General features: G+C 61.9%; 22 protein-coding genes. 5 read left to right on the top strand and 17 right to left on the bottom strand.

The annotated features are described in order from the left end of the window. Window positions 1-194: 194 nt before the first annotated feature. A complete protein-coding gene (locus tag LCM4573_RS19145; protein ID WP_083347534.1) occupies window positions 195-1,139 on the bottom strand; it encodes a lytic transglycosylase domain-containing protein in 945 nt (314 codons plus the stop codon). A 208-nt stretch (window positions 1,140-1,347) separates the two neighbouring features. On the opposite strand from LCM4573_RS19145, the gene LCM4573_RS19140 reads away from it, so the two are divergent. Then, a complete protein-coding gene (locus LCM4573_RS19140) occupies window positions 1,348-2,505 on the top strand; it encodes an iron-containing alcohol dehydrogenase (protein ID WP_071007985.1) in 1,158 nt (385 codons plus the stop codon). A gap of 37 nt (window positions 2,506-2,542) precedes the next feature. Here the strand turns inward: LCM4573_RS19140 and LCM4573_RS19135 are convergent, their stop codons facing one another. Then, entirely contained in the window at window positions 2,543-3,004 is a 462-nt protein-coding gene (locus LCM4573_RS19135; RefSeq protein ID WP_071007965.1) for an Lrp/AsnC family transcriptional regulator, read from the bottom strand. A 216-nt stretch (window positions 3,005-3,220) separates the two neighbouring features. Here LCM4573_RS19135 and putA point away from each other — a divergent pair, with 216 nt between their 5' ends. Then, entirely contained in the window at window positions 3,221-6,916 is a 3,696-nt protein-coding gene (gene putA, locus LCM4573_RS19130) for a trifunctional transcriptional regulator/proline dehydrogenase/L-glutamate gamma-semialdehyde dehydrogenase (protein WP_071007984.1), read from the top strand. Between the two features lie 107 nt (window positions 6,917-7,023). On the opposite strand, the gene kdgD is transcribed toward putA, so the two are convergent. Both kdgD and LCM4573_RS19120 read right to left on the bottom strand, forming a co-directional pair. Beyond that, complete coding sequence (gene kdgD / locus LCM4573_RS19125) at window positions 7,024-7,947, bottom strand: 5-dehydro-4-deoxyglucarate dehydratase (protein WP_071007964.1); 924 nt, start codon at window positions 7,945-7,947, stop codon at window positions 7,024-7,026. Between the two features lie 89 nt (window positions 7,948-8,036). After that, the gene (locus LCM4573_RS19120) at window positions 8,037-8,774 is read right to left on the bottom strand and encodes a FadR/GntR family transcriptional regulator (protein WP_244505365.1); all 738 of its coding nucleotides are present in this window, start codon (window positions 8,772-8,774) and stop codon (window positions 8,037-8,039) included. A 213-nt stretch (window positions 8,775-8,987) separates the two neighbouring features. On the opposite strand from LCM4573_RS19120, the gene LCM4573_RS19115 reads away from it, so the two are divergent. Continuing rightward, window positions 8,988-10,136, top strand: a complete 1,149-nt coding sequence (locus LCM4573_RS19115; protein WP_071007963.1) for a mandelate racemase family protein — start codon at window positions 8,988-8,990, stop codon at window positions 10,134-10,136. A 78-nt stretch (window positions 10,137-10,214) separates the two neighbouring features. Here the strand turns inward: LCM4573_RS19115 and LCM4573_RS19110 are convergent, their stop codons facing one another. The 12 genes from LCM4573_RS19110 to LCM4573_RS19055 form a co-directional block, all read right to left on the bottom strand. Continuing rightward, a complete protein-coding gene (locus LCM4573_RS19110; protein WP_071007962.1) occupies window positions 10,215-11,267 on the bottom strand; it encodes a dienelactone hydrolase family protein in 1,053 nt (350 codons plus the stop codon). Next, on the bottom strand, window positions 11,264-12,013 hold the full coding sequence (locus LCM4573_RS19105; RefSeq protein WP_071007961.1) for a FadR/GntR family transcriptional regulator: 750 nt from the start codon (window positions 12,011-12,013) through the stop codon (window positions 11,264-11,266). The genes LCM4573_RS19110 and LCM4573_RS19105 overlap by 4 nt, the downstream gene beginning before the upstream one ends. An 18-nt stretch (window positions 12,014-12,031) precedes the next feature. Then, window positions 12,032-12,790, bottom strand: coding sequence for an ABC transporter ATP-binding protein (locus LCM4573_RS19100; protein ID WP_071007960.1), 759 nt, complete (start codon window positions 12,788-12,790; stop codon window positions 12,032-12,034). Beyond that, the gene (locus LCM4573_RS19095) at window positions 12,787-13,632 is read right to left on the bottom strand and encodes an ABC transporter ATP-binding protein (protein ID WP_071007959.1); all 846 of its coding nucleotides are present in this window, start codon (window positions 13,630-13,632) and stop codon (window positions 12,787-12,789) included. The genes LCM4573_RS19100 and LCM4573_RS19095 overlap by 4 nt, the downstream gene beginning before the upstream one ends. Before the next feature lie 10 nt (window positions 13,633-13,642). Further along, complete coding sequence (locus tag LCM4573_RS19090; protein ID WP_083347533.1) at window positions 13,643-14,548, bottom strand: ABC transporter permease; 906 nt, start codon at window positions 14,546-14,548, stop codon at window positions 13,643-13,645. 1 nt (window position 14,549) lies between these two features. After that, on the bottom strand, window positions 14,550-15,566 hold the full coding sequence (locus LCM4573_RS19085) for an ABC transporter permease (RefSeq protein ID WP_071007958.1): 1,017 nt from the start codon (window positions 15,564-15,566) through the stop codon (window positions 14,550-14,552). Between the two features lie 61 nt (window positions 15,567-15,627). Then, on the bottom strand, window positions 15,628-17,232 hold the full coding sequence (locus LCM4573_RS19080; protein WP_071007957.1) for an ABC transporter substrate-binding protein: 1,605 nt from the start codon (window positions 17,230-17,232) through the stop codon (window positions 15,628-15,630). A 209-nt stretch (window positions 17,233-17,441) separates the two neighbouring features. Next, complete coding sequence (locus LCM4573_RS19075; RefSeq protein WP_071007956.1) at window positions 17,442-18,170, bottom strand: copper homeostasis protein CutC; 729 nt, start codon at window positions 18,168-18,170, stop codon at window positions 17,442-17,444. 1 nt (window position 18,171) lies between these two features. Further along, window positions 18,172-19,107 carry an ROK family protein gene (locus LCM4573_RS19070; RefSeq protein ID WP_071007955.1) on the bottom strand — a complete coding sequence of 312 codons (936 nt, stop codon included), beginning with the start codon at window positions 19,105-19,107 and terminating at the stop codon, window positions 18,172-18,174. Further along, a complete protein-coding gene (locus LCM4573_RS19065; protein ID WP_071007954.1) occupies window positions 19,104-19,976 on the bottom strand; it encodes an ABC transporter permease in 873 nt (290 codons plus the stop codon). Before LCM4573_RS19065 ends, LCM4573_RS19070 begins: the two co-directional genes overlap by 4 nt. After that, complete coding sequence (locus tag LCM4573_RS19060; protein ID WP_071007953.1) at window positions 19,976-20,896, bottom strand: ABC transporter permease; 921 nt, start codon at window positions 20,894-20,896, stop codon at window positions 19,976-19,978. The genes LCM4573_RS19065 and LCM4573_RS19060 overlap by 1 nt, the downstream gene beginning before the upstream one ends. Before the next feature lie 49 nt (window positions 20,897-20,945). Continuing rightward, a complete protein-coding gene (locus LCM4573_RS19055; RefSeq protein ID WP_071007952.1) occupies window positions 20,946-22,496 on the bottom strand; it encodes an ABC transporter substrate-binding protein in 1,551 nt (516 codons plus the stop codon). Window positions 22,497-22,638: 142 nt separating this feature from the next. Between LCM4573_RS19055 and LCM4573_RS19050 the strand changes: the two genes are divergently transcribed. Beyond that, window positions 22,639-23,772, top strand: a complete 1,134-nt coding sequence (locus LCM4573_RS19050; RefSeq protein ID WP_071007981.1) for an ROK family transcriptional regulator — start codon at window positions 22,639-22,641, stop codon at window positions 23,770-23,772. Between the two features lie 8 nt (window positions 23,773-23,780). Next, window positions 23,781-25,223: a M81 family metallopeptidase gene (locus LCM4573_RS19045; protein ID WP_071007951.1), complete on the top strand. Its 1,443-nt coding sequence runs from the start codon at window positions 23,781-23,783 to the stop codon at window positions 25,221-25,223. Between the two features lie 19 nt (window positions 25,224-25,242). Here LCM4573_RS19045 and LCM4573_RS19040 read toward each other — a convergent pair whose 3' ends face one another. Beyond that, entirely contained in the window at window positions 25,243-26,214 is a 972-nt protein-coding gene (locus LCM4573_RS19040; protein WP_071007950.1) for a beta-xylosidase, read from the bottom strand. Window positions 26,215-26,220: the final 6 nt, after the last annotated feature.

Here is a 26,220-nt window from a genome sequence, read left to right as displayed (position 1 = left end):
GGAATACTCTCCCCGTCGGGCGACCCAAGTGCTCGCTAAACCTCACGATATCCAGAAGAACAAAAAGACCAAGCAGTACTCGGAAACACGCTCAAAAACGGCGCCCACAGACCGAGGCCAAGCCGGTCGACGCAACCCCTAAGCGCGATGCCGTATCCGGCGGCAAGCTTTGATCGCTCGGAGCGTGCTTTACTCTAGTTCTTGAAGACGGTGCAGGAGCCGCCGGCCTCCTTGATGCGCTCGCAAAGGGAAACAGCCTCCGCGCGGCTTGTTCGGCCGATCCGGGCGGCATAACGCGCCCGATTGCCGAAATTGCCGCCCTTCTGGCGAACGATCACGGGGCGTTCCGAATTGAGCGGTGCCGGCAGTTTGCCGAWGGCGTTGGCGAAGAGCCGGCCGGCAACATCCGGATTGTAATGAGCGGCAAGCTGCACCCCCCAGGGAGGCGGCGGTTCACGGCGGGCGAGAACGGGGCCGCTCAGGCGCCTGTTGTTGGCGAGCTCGACGCAGCTTTCGATGAAGGGCTTGGCCTTGTCGAGAGGAGGAGCCGGCGTTTCGGGAGGATTGTCCTTCCAGGTCTCTGCCGTATGCCCGGTTATCGCAAAGACGTAGTCGCGGGTCTCGAGTGGCAGCCGGCCGGTCCTGAGAAAGGATTCCAGGCCGGTTTCTCCCGCATTATAGGCCGCGGCCGCAAGGCCAAGGTTYCCGAAGCGGGTCCTCAGGTCGTTCAGATATCGTGAAGATGCGGCAAGCGCCTCGATGACGTCGAAACTGTTGGTCAACCCGCGGAGCTTCGCAGTCGCCGGCATGAACTGTGCGATGCCTTCGGCGCCCTTGTGACTGATGGCATCCGCTCTGAACAGGCTTTCCCGCCAGATGAGGCGCGCGAAGAAATCCGGCGGGAGCGAATTTGCCGAAGCCACATGCTCGATGATCTGGCAGAGATCCCGGTTGTAGCTTTTGATGCGAATGCACAAGGGTTGGGAACCGTCGGCCGAAATGCCTCGATAAATGCAGGCATCCTTGCCTTCATTCTTCTCCAAGGCGGCGGCAGGTGTCCGGCAGATTCCCGCCGCCCCCAGCGCGATGGCGACAATCACCAGACCGCGATATAGCTTGAACCCGTGAAACCCCGTCATGGCTGGCCTTGCAGAACCGCATTTCCTCAAGCTGTGGTAGCATTCTAAGCGAGACCGGTATCAAGATGGAAGCCGTCGATCTTGTTTCTGGTTACCGTCCAGGAAATAATTCGGATTGCTCAGCCAGGAATGCGCGGGAGCGGCCAAGCTGGAGCGGGGAGATGGCAATGCGGATGAAGCGGGGATCATCGAGCGGATGGCGGTTGAGATGAGCGGCTTCATTTTCAACACCACGAAATCCATCGTTTCGGAAGCTGGCGCCGGCGCCCGTATCGCGGATATAGCCGTTTCGCTGCTCGGCCGCCGGATCGTTCTCGTCACCGACAAAGGATTGCGCCGTTTGGGCATTGTGGATCCCGCGCTTGCCTCTTTCGCCAGGGCGGCGTCCGAAGTCGCGGTGTTCGACGATGTCAATGCCGATCCCCCGGAAAGAAACGTATTGGAACTTGTCGATCTCATCAGATCCCATCGTGCGACCGGAGTGATCGCCATCGGTGGCGGTTCGCCCATGGATGTCGCAAAGCTGGGATCGTTGATCGCCGGTGGCGGCGAAAACTTGAGCGATGTCTACGGCGTCAATGCCGCCAAGGGGCCGCGCCTGCCGCTCGTTCTCGTGCCGACAACGGCCGGCACCGGCTCGGAAGTGACACCGATCGCGATCGTCACCACCGGCGGTGCGGAGAAGAAGGGCGTCGTCTCGCCGCTTCTACTGCCGGATATCGCGGTTCTGGATGCGGATCTCACGCTCGGGCTTCCGCCGACGGTGACCGCCGCGACCGGCATCGACGCCATGGTGCATGCGATCGAATCCTATGCTTCCGCCTCGCCGAACAACAATCCGGTCTCCAACGGCCTCTCGAAGCAGGCGCTGCGGCTTCTGGGCGCCAATATCCGGGAGGTGGTATTCAACGGGACGAACCGTGAAGCGCGCGGAGCCATGCTGCTCGGTTCGCTTCTCGCCGGTCAGGCTTTCGCCAATTCGCCGGTGGCGGCGGTTCATGCGCTGGCCTATCCGATCGGCGGGCATTTTCATGTCCCGCATGGTCTCTCCAACGCGCTGGTTCTGACGCATGTGCTGCGCTTCAACCTGCCGAAAGCGGCCAACCAATACGCGGAAATTGCTGCCGATGCCTTCCCCGAGCTGGCCGCGGTACCCTTCGCCAGGCGGGCGGACGCCTTCATTGAGGCTCTGGAAGAACTGGGAAGGGAGTTGAAGCTGCCGCAAGGGCTGCGCGAGGTGGGCATACCGCGAGAGGCGCTGCCGATGTTGGCGCGCGACGCGATGAAACAGACGCGCCTTCTCGTCAATAATCCGCGTGAGGTGACAGAGGGCGATGGGCTGGCGATCTACGAGGCCGCTTACTAGTAGGCTGCGCCTGCGATCATTAGCCGACCCGTGCTGCTCACCGCTCCTTGACCGATTCCATCACCACCGATGTCGAAGTGCTGGAAACATAGGGAAGACTGGAGATCTTCTCTCCGAGAATCTCCCGGTAGCGTCGGATGTTCCGCGTCCTGACCTTCAGGAGATAGTCGAAGCGGCCGGCGATCATGTGACATTCCTCGATCTCGGGAATTTTCCTGATCGCGCGGTTGAACTCCTCGAGCGCCTTTTCGCGCGTGTCGGAAAGCTTCACCTCCGCAAAGGCGACATGGCTGGCGTCGAGCTTCTGGGTATTCAGGATTGCCCGGAAGCCGAGGATGAAGCCCTGATCGACAAGGCGTTTCAGCCGCGCATTCGTCGGCGTCTTGGAGAGGCCGATGCGATTTGCGAGTTCCGTCACGGAAATGCGGCCGTCTTCCAGGACGGCTTCGAGGATCTTGCGATCGAACGCGTCCAATTCGCCTGAAGAATCCAAATTCATGGCCGTTTTCCCCTTGAAGGTTCCCATTATTGATAAAAAGGACCACAGATCTCAATAGAAAAGTTCGGTTGGTCCGCAGGCCCCATATTATACTTGGTTCACGTGTCCCGAGGCGGTCTCAAGGCGCGATCTGTCTGTTTTCCGCCTGTCGGGACTATCGGCGCAACCGGCCGATCGATCACCGATGATTGTCATTTGGGAAAATACATGCCGTCCATGGAAAACGCCCGCCTCCGTGCCGAGGCCCAGCCAGTTCCGCCGTTCACCGGTTTTGCGCCACCCATCCGGCCRCAATCTGCGCTGCGAGCGGCAATCACCGCAGCTTATCGGCGGCCGGAGGAAGAATGCCTGCCGCCGCTTCTCGATGCGGCCACTCTCCCGGCCGATCTGGCAGATGGGGTCAGACAGACCGCACGGACTCTGATCACTGCGCTGAGGGGCAAGAACCGCGGTTCCGGTGTCGAAGGGCTGGTGCAGGAATATGCGCTTTCCAGTCAGGAAGGCGTGGCGCTCATGTGCCTCGCAGAAGCCCTGCTCCGCATTCCCGATACCGCTACGCGGGACGCCCTGATACGGGACAAGATCGCGGACGGAAACTGGAAGGCCCATCTTGGCGAAGGCCGTTCGCTCTTCGTCAATGCGGCCACATGGGGACTTGTGGTGACCGGCAAGCTTACATCGACGGTCAACGACCGGGGGCTCGCAGCCGCACTCACCCGGCTTATCGCGCGCTGCGGCGAACCGGTCATCCGCCGTGGGGTGGACATGGCCATGCGCATGATGGGCGAGCAGTTCGTCACCGGTGAGACCATTGAGGAAGCCTTGCACCGCTCGAAGAGCATGGAAGAGAAGGGCTTCCGCTATTCCTACGACATGCTGGGAGAGGCCGCCACGACCGCGGCCGATGCCGAGCGCTATTATCGGGATTACGAGGCCGCGATCCACGCGATAGGCAAGGCTTCCGCCGGGCGCGGGATCTATGAGGGGCCGGGCATATCGATCAAGCTCTCGGCTCTGCATCCGCGCTATTCGCGGTCGCAGTCCAGCCGGGTCATGAACGAACTGCTGCCGCGGGTGAAAGCGCTGGCGGCGCTTGCCAAAACCTACCACATCGGCCTGAACATCGACGCGGAGGAAGCTGACCGGCTGGAGCTTTCGCTCGATCTTCTGGAGGAGCTCTGTTTCGACCCCGATCTTTCCGGCTGGAATGGCATCGGTTTTGTCGTGCAGGCCTATGGCAGGCGCTGCCCCTTCGTCCTGGATTTCGTGATCGATCTTGCCCGCAGGGCAGGGCGCCGCATCATGGTTCGCCTCGTCAAGGGCGCCTATTGGGATGCCGAAATCAAGCGTGCGCAGCTCGATGGCCTTAAGGATTTTCCGGTCTTCACGCGCAAGGTCCACACGGACGTGTCCTATATTGCCTGTGCCCGCAAGCTCTTGGCRGCGGTGGATGTGGTTTTCCCGCAATTCGCCACGCACAACGCGCAGACACTTGCCACCATCCATCATCTTGCCGGTCCGGATTTCGAAGTGGGCAAGTACGAGTTCCAATGCCTACACGGCATGGGCGAAGCGCTCTACGAAGAGGTCGTGGGGCCCGGCAAGCTGAACCGCCCCTGCCGCATATACGCGCCGGTCGGCACGCATGAGACGCTGCTTGCCTATCTCGTGCGACGCCTTCTGGAAAACGGCGCCAATTCCTCCTTCGTCCACCGCATCGGTGATCCCAAAGTGTCGGTGGAAGAACTGATCGCCGATCCCGTAGCAGTGGTCCGGTCCATGCCTGTGCCCGGCGCAAAGCATGACCAGATCGCCTTGCCTGCCAATCTTTTCGGCGCGGCGCGGATCAACTCGGCAGGCTTCGATCTCTCCAGCGAGGCCACTCTGGCGGCGCTCTCCGAAGAGCTTGCGGAAAGCGCGAAGGTGGAGTGGAAAGCCGAACCCTGGCTTGCGGAAGGCCCGGGAAGTGGCGAAACCCGCCTTATCCGCAATCCGGGCGATCATTCCGATATTGTCGGCGAGGTGACGGAGGCTTCGGACGAAGCCGTCCGCAAGGCGGCAGAACTGGCGCTTGCCGCGGTCGGCCAATGGTCGTCAGTGCCGCCGCAGGAGCGGGCGGCATGCCTCATCCGGGCAGCGGACTTGATGCAGGCCCGCATGCCTCGGCTTCTCGGTCTTGCCATGCGCGAAGCCGGCAAGTCGCTGCCGAACGCCATCGCCGAGGTGCGCGAGGCGGTTGATTTCCTGCGTTACTATGCCGAACAGACGCTTCGCACGCTTGGACCGAACCACAAGCCGCTCGGTCCCGTCGTCTGCATCAGCCCGTGGAACTTCCCGCTTGCTATCTTCACGGGCCAGGTTGCCGCAGCGCTTGTCGCAGGCAATCCGGTCTTGGCAAAGCCAGCGGAGGAAACGCCGTTGATCGCCGCCGAAGCGGTGAACATTCTTCATGAAGCGGGCGTTCCGAGGGGAGCGCTGCAGTTCCTTCCAGGCGGCGGTCGCGTTGGTGCTRCCCTCGTCGCGGCGCCGGAAACCGCGGGCGTCATGTTCACCGGCTCGACAGAGGTCGCCCGCCTCATCCAGAAGGAGCTCGCCCGGAGGCTGTCCGCGGCCGGCAAGCCTATTCCGCTGATCGCCGAGACGGGTGGCCAGAATGCGATGATCGTCGATTCCTCCGCTCTTGCCGAACAGGTGGTGGGAGATGTCATCGCCTCCGCCTTCGACAGCGCCGGCCAGCGCTGCTCGGCGCTGCGCGTTCTCTGCCTTCAGGAAGATATCGCTGACCGTACCCTGGCCATGCTGAAAGGTGCATTGGCCGAGCTGAGCATCGGGCGCACGGACCGTTTATCGATCGATATCGGCCCGGTGATTACCGAGGAGGCGCAGCGCAATATCGAGGGACATATTGGGAAGATGCGCGCTCTCGGCCGCAAGGTCGAGCAGATTGCCCTGCCGCCGGAGACTGYGGCCGGTACGTTCGTCTCCCCGACGATCATCGAACTCAAGTCACTTGCCGATCTCGAACGGGAGATATTCGGCCCCGTGCTTCATGTCGTGCGCTTCAAGCGGGAGGAATTGGATCGCCTGATGGACGATATCAACGCCACCGGTTACGGCCTGACCTTCGGGCTGCATACCCGCCTGGATGAGACGATCGCCCATGTGACCAGTCGGGTCCAGGTCGGCAATATCTATGTCAACCGGAACATCATCGGCGCTGTGGTCGGCGTGCAGCCCTTCGGCGGCCGGGGTCTTTCAGGCACTGGGCCCAAGGCGGGTGGCCCGCTCTATATAGGCCGCTTGGTTCAGGACCCGCCTGTACCGCCGCAACACAGCTCGGTCTATGTGCATCCCGCGCTTCTCGAACTTGCCCGGTGGTTGCAGGGCCGCGACAACGAGGCGCTTGCCGAACGGGTGCGGGACTTCGGCAGCAATTCCGCGCTTGGATTGAGCCTCGAGCTTCCGGGCCCGGTGGGTGAGAAGAATCTTTATGCGCTTCATTCCCGCGGTCGTATCCTGCTTGTGCCGGAAACAGAGGAAGGCCTGATTGTCCAGCTCGGAGCCGTGATGGCGACGGGCAATATGGCTGTCATCGATGCCGGTTCCGGTCTCAAGGAGGGAATGGCTGACCTGCCCGCCGCCGTATCCTCGCAGATCACATGGACGAGCGACTGGAAGGCTGATTGTCCCTATGCYGGCGCGCTGATCGAGGGGGAAGGCGAAAGATTGCTGGAGATCACCGGGTGCATTGCCGGCCTGCCCGGCCCGCTGGTTCTCACTCAGGCGGCATCCGCTGCCGAGCTCCTGGCGCATTCCGAAGCCTATTGCCTCAATTGGCTGCTGGAGGAGGTCTCCACCTCGGTCAACACTGCGGCGGCAGGCGGCAATGCCAGCCTGATGGCTATCGGCTGAAGCGCATCTCAGGGAGAGGTGAGCTTATTGTTTTGGTCGAAGAAACGCCCGCGGCCATCCGGTCGCGGGCGTTTCGTTGCCTTGGGAGGAAGGCGTGACACAAAGGTTCAGGCGACCTTGCGTTGGCGATAGGGTTCGCAGAGCGCTTCGAGCATCCTGACTTCCTCCGCCGTGAGGTCGGTGAGCGGCGGACGGACGGCGCCCGCGTCGAAACCCATCAGCTGGACGCCGGCCTTGATGGCGGAAACGGCATAGCCCTTCTGCCGGTTGCGGATCTCCATGAAGGGATAGAAGAAATCGATGAGAATGCGGTTGGTGGTCGCGGTGTCCCCGGCGCGCAGCGCCTTGTAGAACTCCTGGGCGAGTGCCGGAACGAAGTTGAACACGGCGGAGGAGTAGGTCGTGACACCAGCACCGAGATAGGCATCCGCGAAAAGTTCGGCCGTCGGCATGCCGCCGAGATAGGTGAGCCTGTCCCCCATGGTCGCCGTGATCTTGCGCACGAGGCCGATATCGCCCGATCCGTCCTTGAAACCGACGAGGTTGGGACAGGCTTCACAGAGGCGCGCCAGCGTTTCAGCCGTGAGGATCGAGTTGTCGCGATTGTAGACCATGACACCGATCGATACCGATTGGCACACGGTCTTGATGTGTTGGAAAAGCCCTTCCTGGCTGGCGTCCATCAGGTAGTGGGGCAATAGCAGCAGGCCGTCGGCGCCGGCCTTTTCAGCGGACTTGGCGATCGATACGGCGATCCGCGTGCCGTAACCGCAGCCCGAAACGATGGGCGTCTTGCCGGCGGAGGCTTTCGCCACAGCGATAATCTCGGGGATTTCGGCAGGCTCCAGGGAGAAGAATTCGCCCGTACCGCCTGCCGCAAACAGAACGGCGGCATYGAAACCCGCCAGCCATCCGACATGCTCTTCATAGGCCTTGCAATTGAAGAGACCATCCTTGCCGAAAGGGGTGACGGGAAAGGAAAGCAGGCCCGCGCCGAGCGCCCGTTTCAGTTCATTGGGATCCGTAGACACGGGAATAATCCTCCAGGAGTTGGCTTTGTCCCGGAGGCTATAAAGAGATACGATCTCTGTCAACACTTGTATTATGTTTGGCGTGGCACCTATGACCGCCGCATCAGCGAGCGGTAACGCTGCTGACTCCCCTTGAGATGCATCCGCATCGCGTCGCGGGCCGCCGCCTCGTCGCGCTCGGCGATCGCGCGGGCGATTCGCTCATGTTCGTTCTGTATTTGCGAAAGATAATCCGGCGGAGAAGTATCCCCATCGTCCTCTTGCAGGAGTGAACGCGGGATCATCTGCTGGCCTATGGCCTCCAGGAGTTCGCGAAAGCGCGGATTGTTGGTGGAATCGGCAATGGCAAGATGGAAGGCGCGATCGCTGTCGATGGTCGAAGCGCTGGCGGCAATCTGCTGCTTCATGCTGTCGAGACATTCGAAGATCAGTTCCTGCTGCGCGGGTGAGCAGCGTCCGGCAGCAAGTCCGGCGGCTTCGATCTCGATCGCCGCGCGCACTTCCAGCATCTCGATGATCGAGGAAACCCGGCTGGGATCGACGCCGCGCAGACCGCGGTGAAGGCCTGGCTGCGGGGCAAGCACGAAAACGCCGACGCCGTGGCGCACTTCCACGAGCCCGTCGGCCCTGAGCGAGGCGATCGCTTCCCGGATGACCGTTCGGCTGACCTGATACTGCTGGGTCAATCCACTCTCGCTGGCGAGCTTTTCTCCGGGCTTCAACTCTCCGCGCAGGATTGTCTCGCGCAGGCGCTGGCTCACGGTTTCGACCAGGTTGCGTCCCTTTCTTGGGGAAGCCTCCAGCGTGGTATGATCTGATCTTATCAAGACGGCCGCTCCGGCTTATTCCTCGGTATTCCTGCTACTTACTGGCGTAAAATCCTCTTGCTTTGTCAAGAGAGCGAAAGAAATTAATTGACGGCTTCATGCTGCCTTGTAGTATGACAATTTATTGAGATATGACGACATTGTGCGGGGCGGCGAAGTCCTGCTTTGCCGGGCAACCGAGATTCCCGCCCCGGCCGGGACAGGAGGAGTTTCGTGAAAATCGTTGATGTCAATGTGCGGGTCTTCGCCCACACGACCCGCCGCCATCAGGATAGTGCCGGCCATGCCCATCCCGGCCCGCCGCACAAGGTCAATCTGGCTCTGATGACCATCGTGGCCGACGACGGCAGCGAAGGCTACTGCTTTGCGGCCCCGGAAGTCGTGCGCCCGCATGTCGTCGATAAGTTCGTCAAGAAGGTGCTGATCGGGGAAGACCCCTTCGCACGCGAGAGGCTCTGGCAGGAGCTTGCCCATTGGCAGCGCGGCAGCGCCATGCAGCTCACCGACCGAACGCTGGCGATCGTCGATTGCGCGCTCTGGGATCTTGCCGGCCGCAAGCTGAACATGCCGGTGCATAAGCTGATCGGCAGCTATCGCGAAAAAATTCCCGCTTACGGCTCGATCATGTGCGGCGACGAGCTGGAAGGCGGTTTGGCGACGCCGGAGGATTACGGCCGTTTCGCCGAAAAGCTCGTCAAGCGCGGTTACAAGGGGATCAAGCTGCATACCTGGATGCCACCTGTCTCCTGGGCGCCGAACGTCAAGATGGACCTCAAGGCCTGYGCCGCCGTTCGTGAAGCGGTCGGGCCGGATATCCACCTGATGATCGATGCCTTCCACTGGTATTCCCGCACTGAAGCGCTGGAGCTCGGCAAGGGGCTGGAAAAGCTCGGTTTCGACTGGATCGAGGAGCCGATGGACGAGCAGAGTTCGGCTTCCTACGCCTGGCTGGCGGAAAATCTCGATATCCCGGTGCTCGGACCGGAAAGCGCAGCCGGCAAGCATTTCAACCGTGCCGAATGGATCACCTCCAAGGCCTGCGACATCCTGCGGACCGGCGTACACGATGTCGGCGGCATCAGCCCGGCCATGAAATGCATGCATCTGGCCGAATCCTTCGGAATGCATTGCGAAATCCACGGCAACGGCGCGCCGAATCTCATTATCGCGGCCTGCTCGAAGAACGCCCATTGGTACGAACGGGGCCTTCTGCATCCCTTCCTCGAATATGACGACGGCTTCGAATATCTGAACGCGCTGGCCGATCCGATGGATGAGGACGGCTTCGTCCATATTTCCGACAAGCCCGGCCTTGGCGAGGATATCAACTTCGATTTCATCAACGCCAATCTCGTCGGCTGATCGGCTGACCGATCTTCCAGGCGGACGAAAAGCCCGGTTCTCCATCGAGAACCGGCTTTTTCCTGCGAGATTTTGAGATCAGAGGTGACGGTCGAGCCAGTCGATCGCATAATCCTGCTGCTCAATGGGAAAAGAGTGGGCTCCAGGCCAAAGGCGGGTCTCGATCCGGTCGCCGGCACCGGCAGCGCCCCAGATGTCGCGCAACTGCCGAAAAGCTTCATCCGCCACCGGCTCGGGAAAATGCCGGTCCTGCCGACCGCTGAAGATCAGGGCCGGTTTCGGCGCCGCCAGCGCCGTGAAATGCGGATAATCCAGTTTGCCGGCGATCTGCGGATGCAGCATGCAGAAGGCGGATTGACCGCGAAGCTGGTTGTTGCCGGGCTGCATGAGGCCGGCGAGCGTTCCCATCCAGCCGCCGGCGACGCAGGCTTTGACTTCATCGGAAAGGGCGGCGAGCTGCCAGGCGCGCGAGCCCCCCATCGAATACCCGAAACTTGCCACGCGGTGGAGATCGACCCCGGGAAGCCGGCGCAGCCAGGCCAGAGCCTCCATGTCCTCGCGCAGAATGACCGAGGCGAGAGAGACGCCGAACTGCATCAGGTTGGCGGCAAGCGCCTGCTGCGCCTCGTAACCATTGCCTTTCCGGCTTCCCCAGCCGATCGCGTCCGCACTGAGCACGGTATAGCCGCGCCGGACGAGTTCGTTGCCCACATGACGGTCGCCATATAGCCGTGCCGTCCAATGATCGATCTCGGCAGCGGTTTCCGGAGGTTCTCCCGGCCGGCGGATCATCTTCTCCTTGCCGATCGAGAAGAACGAGCCGTGGTCATGCAGCAAGAGCACCGCCGGCGTCGGGCCGTCGGTATCGGGCCGAAGCAGGTAGGCTCTTGTTACCTCGCCGTTCGAAAAGCGGAATTCGAGTTCCTGGCCCCTGCAGCCGTCTTCGCTCCACTCACCGATGACCAGGACCTCGGCGGGAGTGATCGCCTCGATGCCCAGCACCTCGCGGACCCTCGCCCGCGTGCGGAGCTTCCAGGCGGTGAAATCTTCATGCGGGTCGAAATTCCAAGGGAACGAAAGATTGTAGCGCAGCCTCACGGCAAGACTCGACATGTTTTCACCATCTATCATGGCGTGCTCCGAGACCTCTCGATCAGCCGATCACGGCTGTCAGTGAGGTGCTTGCGCATGGCTGCTCGCGCACCTCTGGCATCCTGCGCTTCGATCGCGCGAAAGATCGCCCGGTGCTCTTCACTGACGCGCATGAGATGCCCGATGAAGGTCGCGTCACTCACCGTATGGGCCTGCATGCGCATGCGGGGCATCAGCGTTTCGCCGAGATAATTGAATATCTGGTAGAAATGCTCGTTCTGGCTGGCGGCGGCGACGGCACAATGAAACTGGAAATCCGCCTGAGTATTGCGATCGAGATCGCGGATAGCGTCATCCATTGCCGTGAAGGCTGCGGCCATGGCTGCAATGTCTGCCTGGGTTCTGCGTTCAGCGGCAAGGGCGGCGGCTTCGGACTCTATGCCGATGCGCAGCTCAAGACCCTTGAGTACGTTTTCGACCCTGGTCAGGTTTTCGTTCGTGAGGCGAAACGGCGTCACGCCGGCGTCCTCGCGAACGAAAACGCCGATACCGTGGTGAATCGAGACGTGGCCGCTCGCACTGAGATTGGCGATCGCTTCCCGGACGACCGTCCTGCTGACGCCCAATTCGTCGATCAGCGCCTTTTCCGTCGGCAGCTTCGATCCGCGCAGATATTCCCCGAGCTTGATGCGCTCGATGATCGTGCGGACGACCAGGGAACTAAGCGTTTCCTTCCGACGCCAGGCTGCTGACTGCGAAAGAGACTTCTCGGCTTCAAAGGTCATCGCTCCTCCTCCGAGGCTCTAGACTGCCTGGTCGTATTCGAGGCTCGCCTGGATGAGTTCCCTGGCATAGGAATCGTTCGCCTGGCCGGTGGCCAGAACGTCGCGGCTCATGATCTCGACCAGCCGTCCGTGCTGCATCACCGCCAGTTGCTCGCACATATGGTCGATCACCGCCAGATCGTGCGAGACGAAGAGATAGGTGAGGTTCCGTCTGGCCCGGATATCCGCAAGCAGGTTCAGCACCTCCGCCTGCACCGAGACGTCGAGCGCCGAGGTCGGTTCGTCGAGGAGCAGGATGCGCGGTTCGAGGATGAGCGCCCGGGCGATCGCCACGCGCTGCCGTTGGCCGCCCGAGAGCTCGTGCGGATAGCGCGACAGGAAATCCGGATTGAGGCCGACATCGATCAAGGCCCGTTCCATGCGTTCCACCTGACGGTCCATGCGGTGGATTCGCAAGGGCTCCTGCAGCGCCGTGCGGATCGACTGGCGCGGATGGAGCGAGCCATAGGGATCCTGGAAAACCATCTGCACCGTGCGGCAATATTCGTCGAAGGGCATATCGCGCACCGATTGCCCGGCAATCAGGATATCACCCTCCCAGGCTTTCAGCAGCTGCGCGATGCAGCGCAGGATGGTGGACTTTCCCGAACCGGATTCTCCAACGAGGCCGAAGGATTCGCCTGCTTCCACAGAGAAGGAGACATCGCCGAGGATGCGCCTCTTGGCGGCGCCGAAGCCGAGATCGATCGACAGGTTGCGAACTTCGATGGCGCTCATGCCCGCACCTCCTTGTTGTCGCGGTTGAGCACCGGAAGCGGCTTGCGGCTGCCGCCGATATGGGGCTGGGCGGCGAGAAGTCCGCGCGTATAGGGATGGGTGCAGTTCGTCATGTCGCGGGCAGCCCGCTCCTCGACGACCTCGCCGGAGCGCATGACCAGCACCCGGTCGCAGAAATTGCGCACGAGATTGAGGTCGTGGCTGATCATGATGAGACCCATGCCCTTTTCAGTCACGAGTTCGTTCAGGATTTTCAGCACCTGCATCCGCACCGTCACATCAAGCGCCGATGTCGGTTCGTCGGCGATGATGATCTGCGGTTCGGGGATCAGCATCATGGCGATCATGATCCGCTGGCCCATGCCGCCCGAGACTTCGTGCGGATAAAGGCCGAAGACGCGTTCCGGATCGCGAATTTTCACCGCTTCCAGCATTTCGAGCGTCTTCTGTTTCGCGGCATGCGAGGAGACCCTCGTGTGTACGCGATAGGCTTCGGCAATCTGGTCGCCGACACGATGCACCGGATTGAGCGAGAATTTCGGGTCCTGAAGGATCATCGAAATGCGCCGCCCGCGGATATCGAGCATCTGCTTTTCGCTGGCGGCAAGGAGATCGGTGCTGCCGAAATCCAGGCGGTTCGCTTCGATACGGGCTGTCGGCAGCAATTTCAAAAGCGCCCGGCCGATCGTCGATTTACCGGAGCCGGATTCGCCGACGATGCCGAGCCGCTCCCGGCCGAGATCGAAGGAGACGCCCTTCACGACGGTATTGTAGGTTTTGCCGCTGCGGTAGCTGACGCTCAGCTGTTCGACGCGAAGGAGAACTTCTTGGCTGTTGTCCATGACGTGATCCTCAGCGCTGTTTCGGGTCGAGCGCATCGCGCAAGCCGTCCCCCAGCAGGTTGAAGGCAAGGCTGACGAGCAGGATAGCGCCGCCGGGGAAGGCGACCAGCCACCAATTATCCAGCATGTAGCGGCGGCCGGTGGCGATCATGGCGCCCCATTCGGGCAGGGGCGGCTGGGCGCCGAGACCGAGGAAACCGAGGCCCGCCGCCGTCAGGATCACGGTCGCCATGCTGAGCGTCACGCGTACCAGAACCGAGGGCAGACACATGGGCATGATCGATTTCACGATGATGCGGAGGCTGGAGGCGCCCTGCATGCGCGAGGCCGAGATATAGTCCGCGCCCCGGAAGGTGAGCGTCTCGGCGCGCGCCAGCCGGGCGATCGGCGGCCAGGCCGTGAGCCCGATCGCGATGATCGCATTTTCGAGCCCGGCACCGAGCGCCGCGACGAAAGCGAGCGAGAGGATGAGGCTTGGGAAGGAAAGGAAGATATCGGTGATCCGCATCATGAATGTGTCGTACCAGCCGCCGAAATAGCCCGCCGTCGTGCCGACGATGAGGCCGATCGGGCCGACGATGACCGAGACGATGGTGATGATGGTGAGGCTGATGCGCGTGCCGTAGACGATGCGGCTCAATATGTCGCGGCCGAGCTCGTCCGTCCCGAACCAGTGGGCGGCACTCGGCGACTGCAGCGCGTTGCCGAGATTGATGATGTTCGGATCGTAGGGGGCGATCAGCGGCGAGAGAAGCGCGGTGAGCAGCAGGATGGYGATGACGATGAGGCCGAAGGCAGAGGTCGGGCTGCCGAGAAGTTCGCGGAAAAGCGAGATCAGCTGGYGCAGTACCAGGCTCTGCGTTCGACGGGTTTCGGGCACGGCCGCATCCTGGGAATGAAGAAGGTTGGCTGTCATGTCAGCGCGTCCTCGGATCGAAAATCTTGTAGAGCGCGTCGGAAAGCAGATTCAGCGCAATGAAGATGATGCCGACCAGGAGCACGCAGGTCATCACGGCATTCATGTCGCCGATCAGCATGTTGCTGGTCATGTATTGGCCGAAGCCAGGCCAAGAGAATACCGTCTCGATCAGCACCGCGCCTTCCAAGAGCCCGCCATAGGCGAGCGCCACGATCGTTACGAGCTGCACGCGGATGTTCGCGAATGCGTGATGCCAGATCGTGCGGCTTTTCGAGAGCCCCTTCACGCGGGCGGTGGTGATGTATTCCTGATTCAGCTGATCCAGCATGAAGCTGCGCGTCATGCGGGTGATGTAGGCCATCGAGGAATAGCCGAGTATGCTGGCTGGAAGCATCAGGTGATTGACCGCGTCGGCGAAGACTTCCCAGTCTCCGGCAAGGCCCGCGTCGATCAGGATGAAGCCGGTTCGGTCCGGAACGAGGCCAACATAATAATCGGAAAGACGTCCGCCGCCGCCAACCAGGTCGAGCGCGGCATAGAAGATGATGAGTCCGATCATGCCGGTCCAGAAGATCGGCATGGAATGGCCGATAAGAGTGGCGAACCGGATGACATGGTCGACCGGCTTGTTGCGCTGGACAGCGGCAAGGATACCGAGGGGAATACCGAAACCCGCGCCGAAGATGATCGCGAAGGTGGCGAGCTCGATCGTGGCGGGCATGACATGCAGGATATCGTTGATGACCGGCTGACCCGTGCGGATCGATACGCCGAAATCGCCATGCGTGAGGTCGTTCACATAGCGGATGAACTGTTGATAGAGCGGTAGGTGCGCGCCGATGCGCTCGGCGACCATTTCGTAGGTGGYCTGATCCGCTTCCTCCCCGACGATGGCCCRCACCGGATCGACCGGCATCAGGCGTCCGATGCAGAAGGTCAGGACAAGCAGGCCGATAAGGGTCGCCAATACGGTGCCCGCCTGCCTCGCGAAGGCGAAAAGACGCTCGTTGCTCATGGAATTTCCTCGGTATCGCAAGCTTTCCGCCGCCGCGTGGGGGCACGGCGGCGGAGGGCGATTATCTTTCCTTCGACACGGTGCGAAGTTCGGTCGACCAGGACGCGTTGAGCTCCAGACCTCTGATGTCGGCGCGGAAGCCGACGCTATCGACGACCTCGGCGAACGGCTGGATGGCCGGAACCATGTCGGCGTAATAGGCCTGGATTTCCTCGTATTTCTTGACCTGAGCCTCCGGATTGGCCTCCACGAGCGCATCGTCGATCATCTTGTTGATCTTCTCGTCGTAGAAGGAGGTTCGCCAGCCTTGGAAGTTGGTGAGCTTCGCCTCGTCCGAATTGTCGGGATTGTAGACGATGGAGCGCAGGTTCGAGTCCGGGTGCGGCAATTGCCCGCCGCCACCGCGGCCGACGATAAGCTCGAACTTCCGCTCGCGCATCGCGCCGTAGATCTGGTCGCCCGAGCCGGTGATGATTTCTGCCTTGATACCGCCTTGAGCGAGGGTCGCCTGGATCGCCGGCGCGAGATTGACGAACGGAGTATCCGAGATCGCCCGGAGCGTCGTCGAGAAACCGTTCGGATAGCCGGCTTCCGCAAGCAGAGCCCTGGCCTTCTCCACATCCAGCTTGTAGCCGATACTGGGGAGAGCGCCGGAAATCCCGGTCTGGATCGGGCGGTCGCGGAACTTGGCGAAATAGGGCAAGACGCTGTCGTTGAGCCCCTGGTAGTCGATGAGGTAGCGCAGCGCCTCGCGAACCTTCGGGTTCTTGAACTTCTCGTCCTTCATGGAAACGGCGAGATAATAGAAGCCGCTGCCGCCGATGGTCTGGACCTTCACGTCCTCGCTGTTTTCCAGCGCCTTCAGGTCGGCTGCCGACATGGAATAGGCGATATCGATATCGCCCTTTTCCAGCATCAGCCGCTGGCTCTGGGATTCTGCGAGATGACGCATGATGATGCGGCGCATCGCCGGGGCGTCGCCCCAATATTCGTCGTTGCGGTCGAGGGTCACCCGCTCGTTGGAGCGCCAGCCCTCGAGCTTGAAGGGGCCGGAGCCCGCCGAATTGTTGGTCAGCCAAGCATTGCCCAGGTCGCCGTCCTTCTCCTGCTCCATCACGGCTTTGCTGTCGAGCACCGATCCGGGACCGACAAGGCAGAGCGTCATGATGATGATCTGCGGATCGACCTTCTTCGGAAGCTTGATGACGACGGTATGCTCGTCCGGCGCGGTGAAATTCTCTTCCGCATTGGCGGCCGTGAAGCCGTGCGTCTTCAGCGAGGTCGATTGCGCAAGATTGAGCTTCATCACCCGCTTGAGCGACCAGATGACGTCCGCCGAGGTCACCGGATTTCCCGATGCGAACGTGGCACCCTCACGCAGATTGAAGGTGATCGAAGAATTGTCGTCGCCGACCGTCCAGCTTTCCGCCAGTTGCGGGTCAACCTTCGAGCGATCGACGGCGTTCAGCGACACAAGGTTATCATATATGTTTGCAAGAACCTGCACGGCTTCCTTGCCGGTAATGGCAGCGGGATCGAGCGTCAGGATATTGTTCATCGAAAAGCCGACCACCAGCATATTGGGCGGTGTTTCGGCGTAGGCAGGCTGCATTAGTAGCGTGGACCCGATCAGGATCGACGATATCGTATTGAAGAATGGCTTCATCAGTGCTCCTCCTGCGCCACCATGATCCTGCCCTCCGCAAGACCGCTCCTCATCTGAAAGAGATATGACCTCTTATATCTCCTGTCAAACGGAAAGCGCCCGTCGCCACTCCGTTGGAGCGTTCCTCCTTGTATTATCTTGGTCTTTTCGATGAGCCGTTTGGGGACGTCGGACCAAGTCGGATGACGTGGAGCGCCCCGTTCGGCGCGCTATTTTGAAAGGCGGTCGAGGAAGACGCGCATTTCCTTCACGATCCCGGCGTCGGTAGCGTAGGATCGTGGCGGCTGAAATCCGAAGGCGCTCGCTCGCTCATCTTCATTTTCAACCAGCCGGCGGCAGGAGCTATGGATCTCGCTCGCGCCTGTTTCCGTCACCACTCGCTCGACGGTGGCGAGATTGACACCGCCGCCGGGCATGATTGAGACGCGGCCACTCGCTTGCCTTACAAGGCGTTTAAGAATGTCGAGTCCCTCGGAGCTGTTGACCGCAAGGCCCGAAGTCAGGATGCGCTCGACGCCGAGGTCCACCGCCTGTTCCAGCGCCGCATTCGGATCGGGAGTCAGATCGAAGGCACGGTGGAGCGTGACGCCGAGCCCTTCTGCGCGCTCCATCAACCGCTGTAGTAGCGGCAGGTCGAGCGTCATGTCGGGCCGATTGGCGCCGATCACAACGCCCGCAAGGCCGGCTGCGCGAACCGCATGGATATCGGCCATCACTGTCTTCTCGTCATCGCCATCGAAGACGAAACTGCCCGCGCGCGGTCGGATCATCGCGTAAACGGGGATAGGCGCCTGCGCGGCAAGCACCATCAGACCGGGGGAAGGAGTAAGCCCGCCGACATCGAGCGCCGAGCAAAGTTCGATGCGGTCCGCGCCGCCTTTGATAGCGGCAGCCAGGCCCTGGGGGCTGTCGACACAGACTTCGAGCAGAATGCGCATATCAACCTCCCCGGTGGCCGAGCACCGCAGCCCCCACCAGTCCGCCATCCTCCTGCCGCAGCGCGGGCGTCACCAGCGGATAGTCGAAGCGGTTGAGGATACGCCTGCGCACGGCCGCGTCGAGAGCGTCGATCAACGGCGTCACCGATGCGAGACCCCCGCCGACGGGCACTATCGAGGCGCCGGTGATATGAACGGCAAGCGCCAGCGGATCGGCGATGAGTTCGAGATAGACGGCGACCGTCTTCGCCGCGCGACTTTCACCCGCTTGCCATTCCTCCAGAATGTGGTGGCTGTTCTCGGTCGCGCCATGCAGATAATGATGCAGCCGCTCGATGCCACGCGCCCCGCCGATTGTATCGACGCAGCCGGATTGCCCGCAGCCGCAGGAAAAGCGCGGAACGTGGATCGGCCCTTCGCCGTCCCCCAGATCGACCGAGGTGTTGAGGATCGGCCCATGCCCCCATTCGCCGGTCACGCCGCCGGCGCCCTTGACGAGCCGCCCGTCGATGGCAAACCCACCGCCGATGCCGGTTCCCATGATCGCGCAGAAAACCACGGAATGGCCGCGCCCGGCGCCTTCATTGGCCTCGGCGAGCGTCAGGCAATCGGCGTCGTTTGCGGCAAGCACGGGCCGGCCGAGGATCGCCGCCAGCTCGGCGCTGAGATGCCGGCCGGTCACGCAGGGAACATTTGCCGAGGTCGCGATACCGTTGCGTGGATCGACGAGCCCGGCGATCGAAAGTGCAAGCGGCGAGGTGGGGAGGCCGACGCCGGCGTGGCGGTCGAGCAAGGCTGCGAGCGAGGCGGCAAGATCGTCCCAGGAATTTGCCGGCGTCGCTACCTTCTCCAACGGTTTCATCTCGCCTGGAGCGGGCGAGATGGCGAACTTCATGAACGAGCCGCCGATATCGACGCAGTAGACCGGAACGCTCATTTGCGCGGATCCAGAAGGTCGCGCAGGCCGTCGCCGAGAATGTTGAAGCCGAGCACGGTCATCATGATGGCAAGCCCCGGAAACAGCGACATCCAGATGTTGAGGCCAAGATAATTGCGGCCGTCGCTCATCATCGCGCCCCATTCGGGAAGCGGCGGCTGGGCGCCAAGCCCCAGGAAGGAAAGGCTTGCGGCCGAAAGGATAACCGTGCCGGCGGTGAGCGTCGATTGCACGATGATCGGCCCGATGGCATTGCGCAGAATATAGTGGGTCATGATACGCCGGCGGGAGATCCCGAGCGAGACGGCCGCCTCGACATATTCTTGGGCTTTCAGGCCGAGCGTGAGATTTCGGCTCAGCCGCGCATAGACAGGCACGGAGAAGATGGCGATGGCGATCAGGAGATTGACGAGGCCGGGACCGAGCACGCTGACGATGAGGATAGCCAGCACGATGCCGGGAAAGGCGAAGAGGATATCCATGATCCACATGATCGCCTGGTCCAGATAGCGGCCGCTCATACCGGAAAGAATGCCAAGCGGAACGCCGGCGATGACGGCAAGACCGACGGCGAGCACGACTTCGATAAGCGAAATGCGCGCGCCGTAAAGAACGCGCGAGAGGATGTCCCGGCCGCTGTCGTCCGTGCCGAAGGGATGGCCCCATGAAGGAGGCAGCATGGTCGCAAGCAGATCCTGCTCGTAAGGGTCCGCCGGCGCGATCAGCGGCGCGAAAATGGCAGCCAGAACGATCAGCCCGATCAGCAGGCCACCCAGCGCAATGCTCCTGTGGGTCGCCATCCAGCGCAGACAGCGGATCGGCCAAGGGCGGCGTGGCGTTGCGTCCATTCGGGTTTCGATCGCTGCCATCAGCCGAGCCTTATCTTGGGATTGAGGAGCGCGATCAGCATTTCGGCGAGAAAATTCATCATCACCACGCYGGTCACGGCGACCAGGGTCACCCCCTGGATGACCGGGTAGTCGCGATAGCGCACCGCATCGACGAGCAGCCGGCCGATGCCTGGCCAGTTGAAAACGGATTCGGTGACCACCGCCCCGCCGATCAGGCTGCCGAAATTGAGGCCGACAATGGTGATGATGGGGATCAGCGCGTTGCGCAGCGCATGGCTCCAGTAGATGGTCCGCGGCGCGACACCCTTGGCATAGGCGGTTCGGATATAATCCTGCGACATCACCTCGATCATGCTCGAGCGGGTCATGCGCGCAATCACAGCCATCGGCAGCACGGCGAGGGTGATCGAGGGCAGGATGAAGCTCTTCCATGAGGAAGCGCCGAGCAGCGGCAGCCAGCCGAGCTTGACGGAGAAAGTGTTCATCGCCATCAGCGCCAGCCAGAAATTAGCGACCGAAGCGCCGGCGATCGCCAGAATCATGACCGCCTGGTCGGGCCAGCCATGCCGTTGGATGGCTGCGATCATGCCGGCCGGTACGCCGATGCCGATCGCCAGAATATAGGCCGTGACGGCAAGGCCGATTGTGAAGGGCAGGCGCTCGGTGATTTCATTCACCACCGGCAGCTTCGATTTGATGGATATTCCGAGATCGCCCCGGATCGCGCTTTGGGCGAAGGAGACATACTGTTCGGGCAGGCTGCGGTCGAGGCCGAGCCGCCCGGTCATGGCATCGACCGCTTCCTGAGTCGCTTCCGGACCGGCCATCAGCCGGGCGGGATCGCCTGGCAGCGCCCGGATCGCCACGAAGACGATCAGCGAAACGCCGATGAGGATCAGCGGCAAGGCCAGCAGTTTCTTGGCGATATAGGCTTTCATCGACCGCTATTCGGGCTGGATACGGGCGGCCGAACCGCCCGCGGCCCGATTACTCCTTGGTTGCGTCCTTGACCACGATGAGGCCGCCCGGAACAATCCAGGTACCGCTCACATTGGCGCCGGTCGCATAGAGATACTGCTTGGTGAAGAGCAGCACATGCGGCGCCTGCTCGTTCACCAGCTTCTGTGCCTCGACATAGATCGCGTTGCGGGCCGTCTCGTCGAGCGTCGAAGCAGCCTTGTCGATGAGGCCGTCCAGCTTCTGGTCGCTGAAAAAGCCCAGATTGGCGCCGGTCGGTGAAGCGCTCGTGGAGTAATAGAGGGGGCGGAACTGAAGATCCGCGCCGTTCACGCCGGAGGACCAGGAGGCGATCGCCGAACCCGTGCCGTCCGCTTCCTTGCCGGCGGGGTCCTGGAAAGCTGCCTTGGACCACACGCCGCTTTCCATGCGGCGGACGTCGAGCTTCACGCCGACTTTTGCCCACATGGCCTGCAGGAGTTCGCCGATTCGCGCCTCCTGCTCCTGCACGATGGTCGACATCTCGAAGCCGTCCGGATAGCCTGCTTCAGCAAGCAGGACCTTGGCCTTTTCGACGTCGTAGCTGTAGGGAGCAAGCGACTTGTCATAGCCAGGCGTGACTGGCGCGAGCGGGGAGTTTGCGGGCGTCGCGAACCCTTGGGTGAAGGCCCTCACGATGCCTTCGCGGTCGGTCGCATAGTTCAGCGCCTGGCGCACCCGAGCATCGTCCAGYGGCTTCATCTTAGTATTAAGCGATACCCAGAAGACCGCCGAACCATCGGTCTTGCTGAGCTTCATCTCTGGGTTGGCACCGATCTGCGCCGCAAAGGCGGACGGGAAGGGATTGACGACGTCCGCCTCGCCGCTCTGGAGCGCCATGTTCATTACCGAAGGCTCGGCCGTCCAGGTCCATTTTATCTCGTCCTCACCCTTCGGCGCGCCTCCCCACCATTCGGTATTCTTCACCTGCAGCACATATTCCCCGGACTTGTATTCGGCGAGCTTGTACGGCCCGGTGCCGACCGCCTGGCTACCAATCGTGCCGACGGCTTCGGCGGCGGGGCTCACCATCAGGCAAGGGCCTGTGGTGAGAAGCGCGAGGAAGGCCGGGTACTGGGTCTTCAGCTTGAACTTTACCGTCATGGGATCGATGGCGGTCACGCTATCGAGGAATGTGCGGAGCCTCCCGCTTGCGGCAAGGCCGCGCTTGGTATCGAGATGGCGATTGAAGTTCTTGACCACGGCATCGGCATCGAAAGGCGTGCCATCATGGAATTTCACGCCTTCGCGCAGCTTGAAGGTCCAGACGAGGCCGGAAGAGTCGGAAGACCATTCGGTGGCGAGGGCCGGCTTCAACGAGAGATCGGGATCGCGCTTGATGAGCCCCTCATACAGGGGATCGAGCAGGGCGGCGGTAAACGTGGCGGTCTGGTCACCGGGATCCATGGAGCGCGGCGCTTCGCTCTGCATGACGTTCAGTGTAGCGGCCATGGCTGCCGTGGGCATCATCAGGCTGCCGGCAACGGCAGTCGCCAGCGCGAGGCGCCGGACCTTGGACGGATTCCGGTGGAGGATGTTCATGATCGTTCACCTCTGATTGTTGTTGGCATCGGCGGATCGTTGCCGCCTTAGATCATTTTTTATAGTTATTGCCGTTGATTTGTTCATTTTATGAACTTAGTGTCAAGCACTTCTAAAATCCCGGATACCGCCCTTGAACGCGATGCTCACTTCCTCCCAACGCCAGTTGCTGCGCGTCATCAGCGAGTCCGGTCCCCTGAGCCGCACCGAGATGGCCAATATGCTGGGCTTGAGCAAAGCGGCCATGAGCGGCCTCGCCCRTGATCTGCTCGATCGAGGCGTGTTGCACGAGACTGAAACGATTTATGGTCAGGGGCGGCCGTCCATACGGCTCGACCTGCATCCGGAATGCGCTTTCTTCGTCGGCGTCTCTCTTCTCGAAGATCCGGCTCCGATGATCCTCGGCGATCTCAACGGCGGCATTATCGCAAGATGCGCGATGCCGCTCTCGCGTGATCCGGAAGTGATTGCCAACGCGATTGCGGAAGGCCTGCCGACGCTGCTCGAAAGTCGGCCGGACGCGAAGGAAAAACTTTCGGRCATCGGCGTGGCGCTTTCCGGTTTCGTCGACGAGACCCAGGCGAACTGCGTAAAATCAACACTGCTCGGCTGGCAGGACGTGCCGCTGGCCCGGATCATCCGTGAGCGGACCGGCATCCAAACCTTCATCGAGAACGATGCGAAGGCGGTCGCGGTCAGCGAGAAGCTCTTCGGCAGCGCCCGGGAGGTTCAGAATTTCAGTGTTGTCTCGCTGGGTGACGGCATTGGTTGCGCCCATTTCATCGAAGGTAGGCTCTATCGAGGCAATCACGGCGGTGCGGGTGAGATTGCCCATTGCACCATCGAGCCCGGCGGTGCGCCCTGTCGCTGCGGCAAACGCGGCTGCCTCGATACGGTCGCCTCGATGAAGGCGATCAAGGAGATGTCGCGGGCCGAGGGACTGCAATGCACATCCCTTTCCGACGTCGAGCACCAGGCGTCGGCCGGCAATGCCGCGGCGATCCGCATCCTCCATCGGGCGGGCTCGGCGCTCGGCCTCGCGATCGCGAATCTGATCCAGATGAACGATCCGGGCCTCATYCTCATCACCCATCTCGAAGGCTCCTTTGACGGATTGTTCGGCACGGTGGTGCAGCAAGCCGTCGAGATGAACGTATTGCCCCGATATGCCGGGCAGACACCGATCCGCATCAAGCGGGTCGATAGCGACATCTGGGCGCGCGGCGCGGCCAGCATCGCGGCCCACAATTTTCTGATCGGCCCAAACGTGAATTGAGGTTTACCATGCGCATCGCCGTCGGCGGCATCCACATCGAATGCAGCACCTACAACCCGGTCCTCAACGAAGAGAGGGACTTTCGCGTGGTGCGCGGCGAGGAGCTGACGGCGTCACCCTATTTCGCTTTCCTCAAGGATTATGAAGCGGAGTTCCTGCCCACCATCCATGCTCGCGCCATCGCCGGCGGTCCGGTGTCGCGTTCCACCTATGAGCGTTTCAAGGCGGAGTTCCTCGAGCGCTTGAAGCCGCTTCTGCCGCTCGACGGGCTCTATCTCGCCATGCACGGCGCCATGTATGTTCAGGGCATGGAGGATGCGGAGGGTGACTGGATCACCGCCGCCCGCGATCTGGTCGGACCGGACTGCACCGTTTCGGCGAGCTAYGATCTGCACGGCAATGTCAGCCAGCGTATCATCGATGCGCTGGACATGTACTCCACCTATCGCACCGCGCCGCATATCGATGTGGAGGAGACGATGCGCCGCTCGGTCTCCATGCTGGTAAGGAGCCTGAAGACCGGCGTGAAGCCGATCCTCGTCTGGGCCCCCATTCCCGTCGTGTTGCCCGGCGAACGCACAAGTACGGTCGATGAGCCGGCAAAGAGCCTCTATGCGATGATGCCGGAAATCGACGCGATCGAAGGTGTCTGGGACGCCTCCCTGATGGTGGGGTACGTCTGGGCGGACGAGCCGCGCGCCACGGCTGCCGCTATCATGACCGGCACGGACCGCGCAGTGCTGGAACGGGAAGCCAGACGTGTCGCTCAAGCTTACTGGGATGCGCGCGAGAAATTCGTCTTCGGCTGCGAGACCGGGTCGATTGAGGAATGCGTGGAGAGGGCGATCGCCAGCAGGACCGCGCCGGTGGTGCTCGCCGAATCCGGCGACAACCCGACGGGCGGCGGTGTCGGCGACCGCGCCGAAGTGCTGGCGGAACTGATCGCCAGGAATGTGCAAGACGTCGTCTTCGCCGGCATTGCCGATAGGGCGGCAACGGATGCCTGTTACGCTGCGGGTGTCGGCGGTGAACTCGATCTCTCGATCGGTGCCTCGCTCGATACGATCGGAAGCAGGCCGGTGAGGGCCGTTGCTCGGGTCGAGTTTCTGCACGAAACCGCCGATCCCGCCGATCGGCAGACCGTGGTCGTCATCGGCGGCATAAAACTGGTGCTTTCGGYCAAGCGTCGGCCCTATCACAATATCGCGGATTTCACCCGGCTCGGCCTCGACCCGCATGGTGCAAGGATCATTGTCGTGAAATCCGGCTACCTTTCACCGGAACTCGCGCCGATCGCCAATCCTAACCTCATGGCGCTTTCGCCGGGCGTCGTCGATCAGTTCGTCGAGCGGCTGGAGCGGCACCGCAAGCCGCATCCGACCTATCCGTTCGACAAGGATTTTGCTTTCGAGCCGCAGGTCTTCCCTTCAGCCCGCTCTGCCGGACGCTGAGGGACAAGATCCGGTTCACTTATCTGCTGCCGAAGGTCGGGGAGGTTTCCAGTGCGAGCGGCCGGACGGCGAAGCTGTCGCCGCGAGCCGGTCTCTCGGCCTGCCTCGGTGCATAGCGCTCCACCATTTCGCTGCAGAAGGCCGCAAATTCCTCCGGCGCGAAAGGTGGGCTGGTGTGATGCGCCCCGATGCCGCGATGTTCCGGCGTGAAGCAGAAGGTGACCGTTACGTCGAAATCCTCGAGCGCGCGCATCTGGCGGTCGAACCAGTCGAGCGCATTGGGGCGGAACCGATCGGCCCAGGAAAGGCCTGTGCGGACGGATTTGACGCCGAGCCGCTTCATCCAGTTCACGGCATCCGCAAGCCTTGGGTCCTCGAAGTGGAACCACTGCACGAGACCTAATTCGGGCGTGTGCCTGACGAATTCATCGAAAGCCGGTTTCGGCGTGCCGTCCTCCCGCAGAAGGCCCATGTAATAGTGGCGATAGTAGGAGGAACCTTCGGCCTCCCGGTGCCGCGTCGTCGCTTCCCAGGCGCGCGGGAGATCATAGAGGCTGTACCACTGGCAGCGCTCCACCTTGCCCTTCAGCAGCTCTGCGGTGCGCTTCAGCCCCCAGAGCTGCACCTCCTCCGCGCCGAAGGTCGAAACGCCGACCTCACTGACCCAGACCGGCAGGTCGGTCACCGCCTTGATCTCATCGATCTTGGCCGGCCATTCGTGGATCTGCCAGAGATTCCAGTCGAGCGGAAAACCGTGGACGGCGACGGCGTCGAGGTGGTCGAGTACGCTGAAATCGCGCATTCGCGTCATGAAGTGGGGGTCGATCGGYGAGATCCCGCCGAGCACCCGTACGAGGTCCGGATTTTGCGCACCGATCGCATCGGCAGCGAGTATGGCCATGCGGGCGAACTGGCTCCAGTCCGGATCGAGCTCCGGGTCCCAGTGAGACTTGTTATTGGGTTCGTTCCAGATCATCGTGGCTTCGATCATGCGATT

The organism is Rhizobium sp. LCM 4573 (assembly GCF_001854865.1).
Taxonomy (GTDB): Bacteria; Pseudomonadota; Alphaproteobacteria; order Rhizobiales; family Rhizobiaceae; genus Neorhizobium.
The sequence above is the reverse complement of the archived record's forward strand: the minus strand, read 5'-3'. Positions and strand labels throughout refer to the sequence as shown.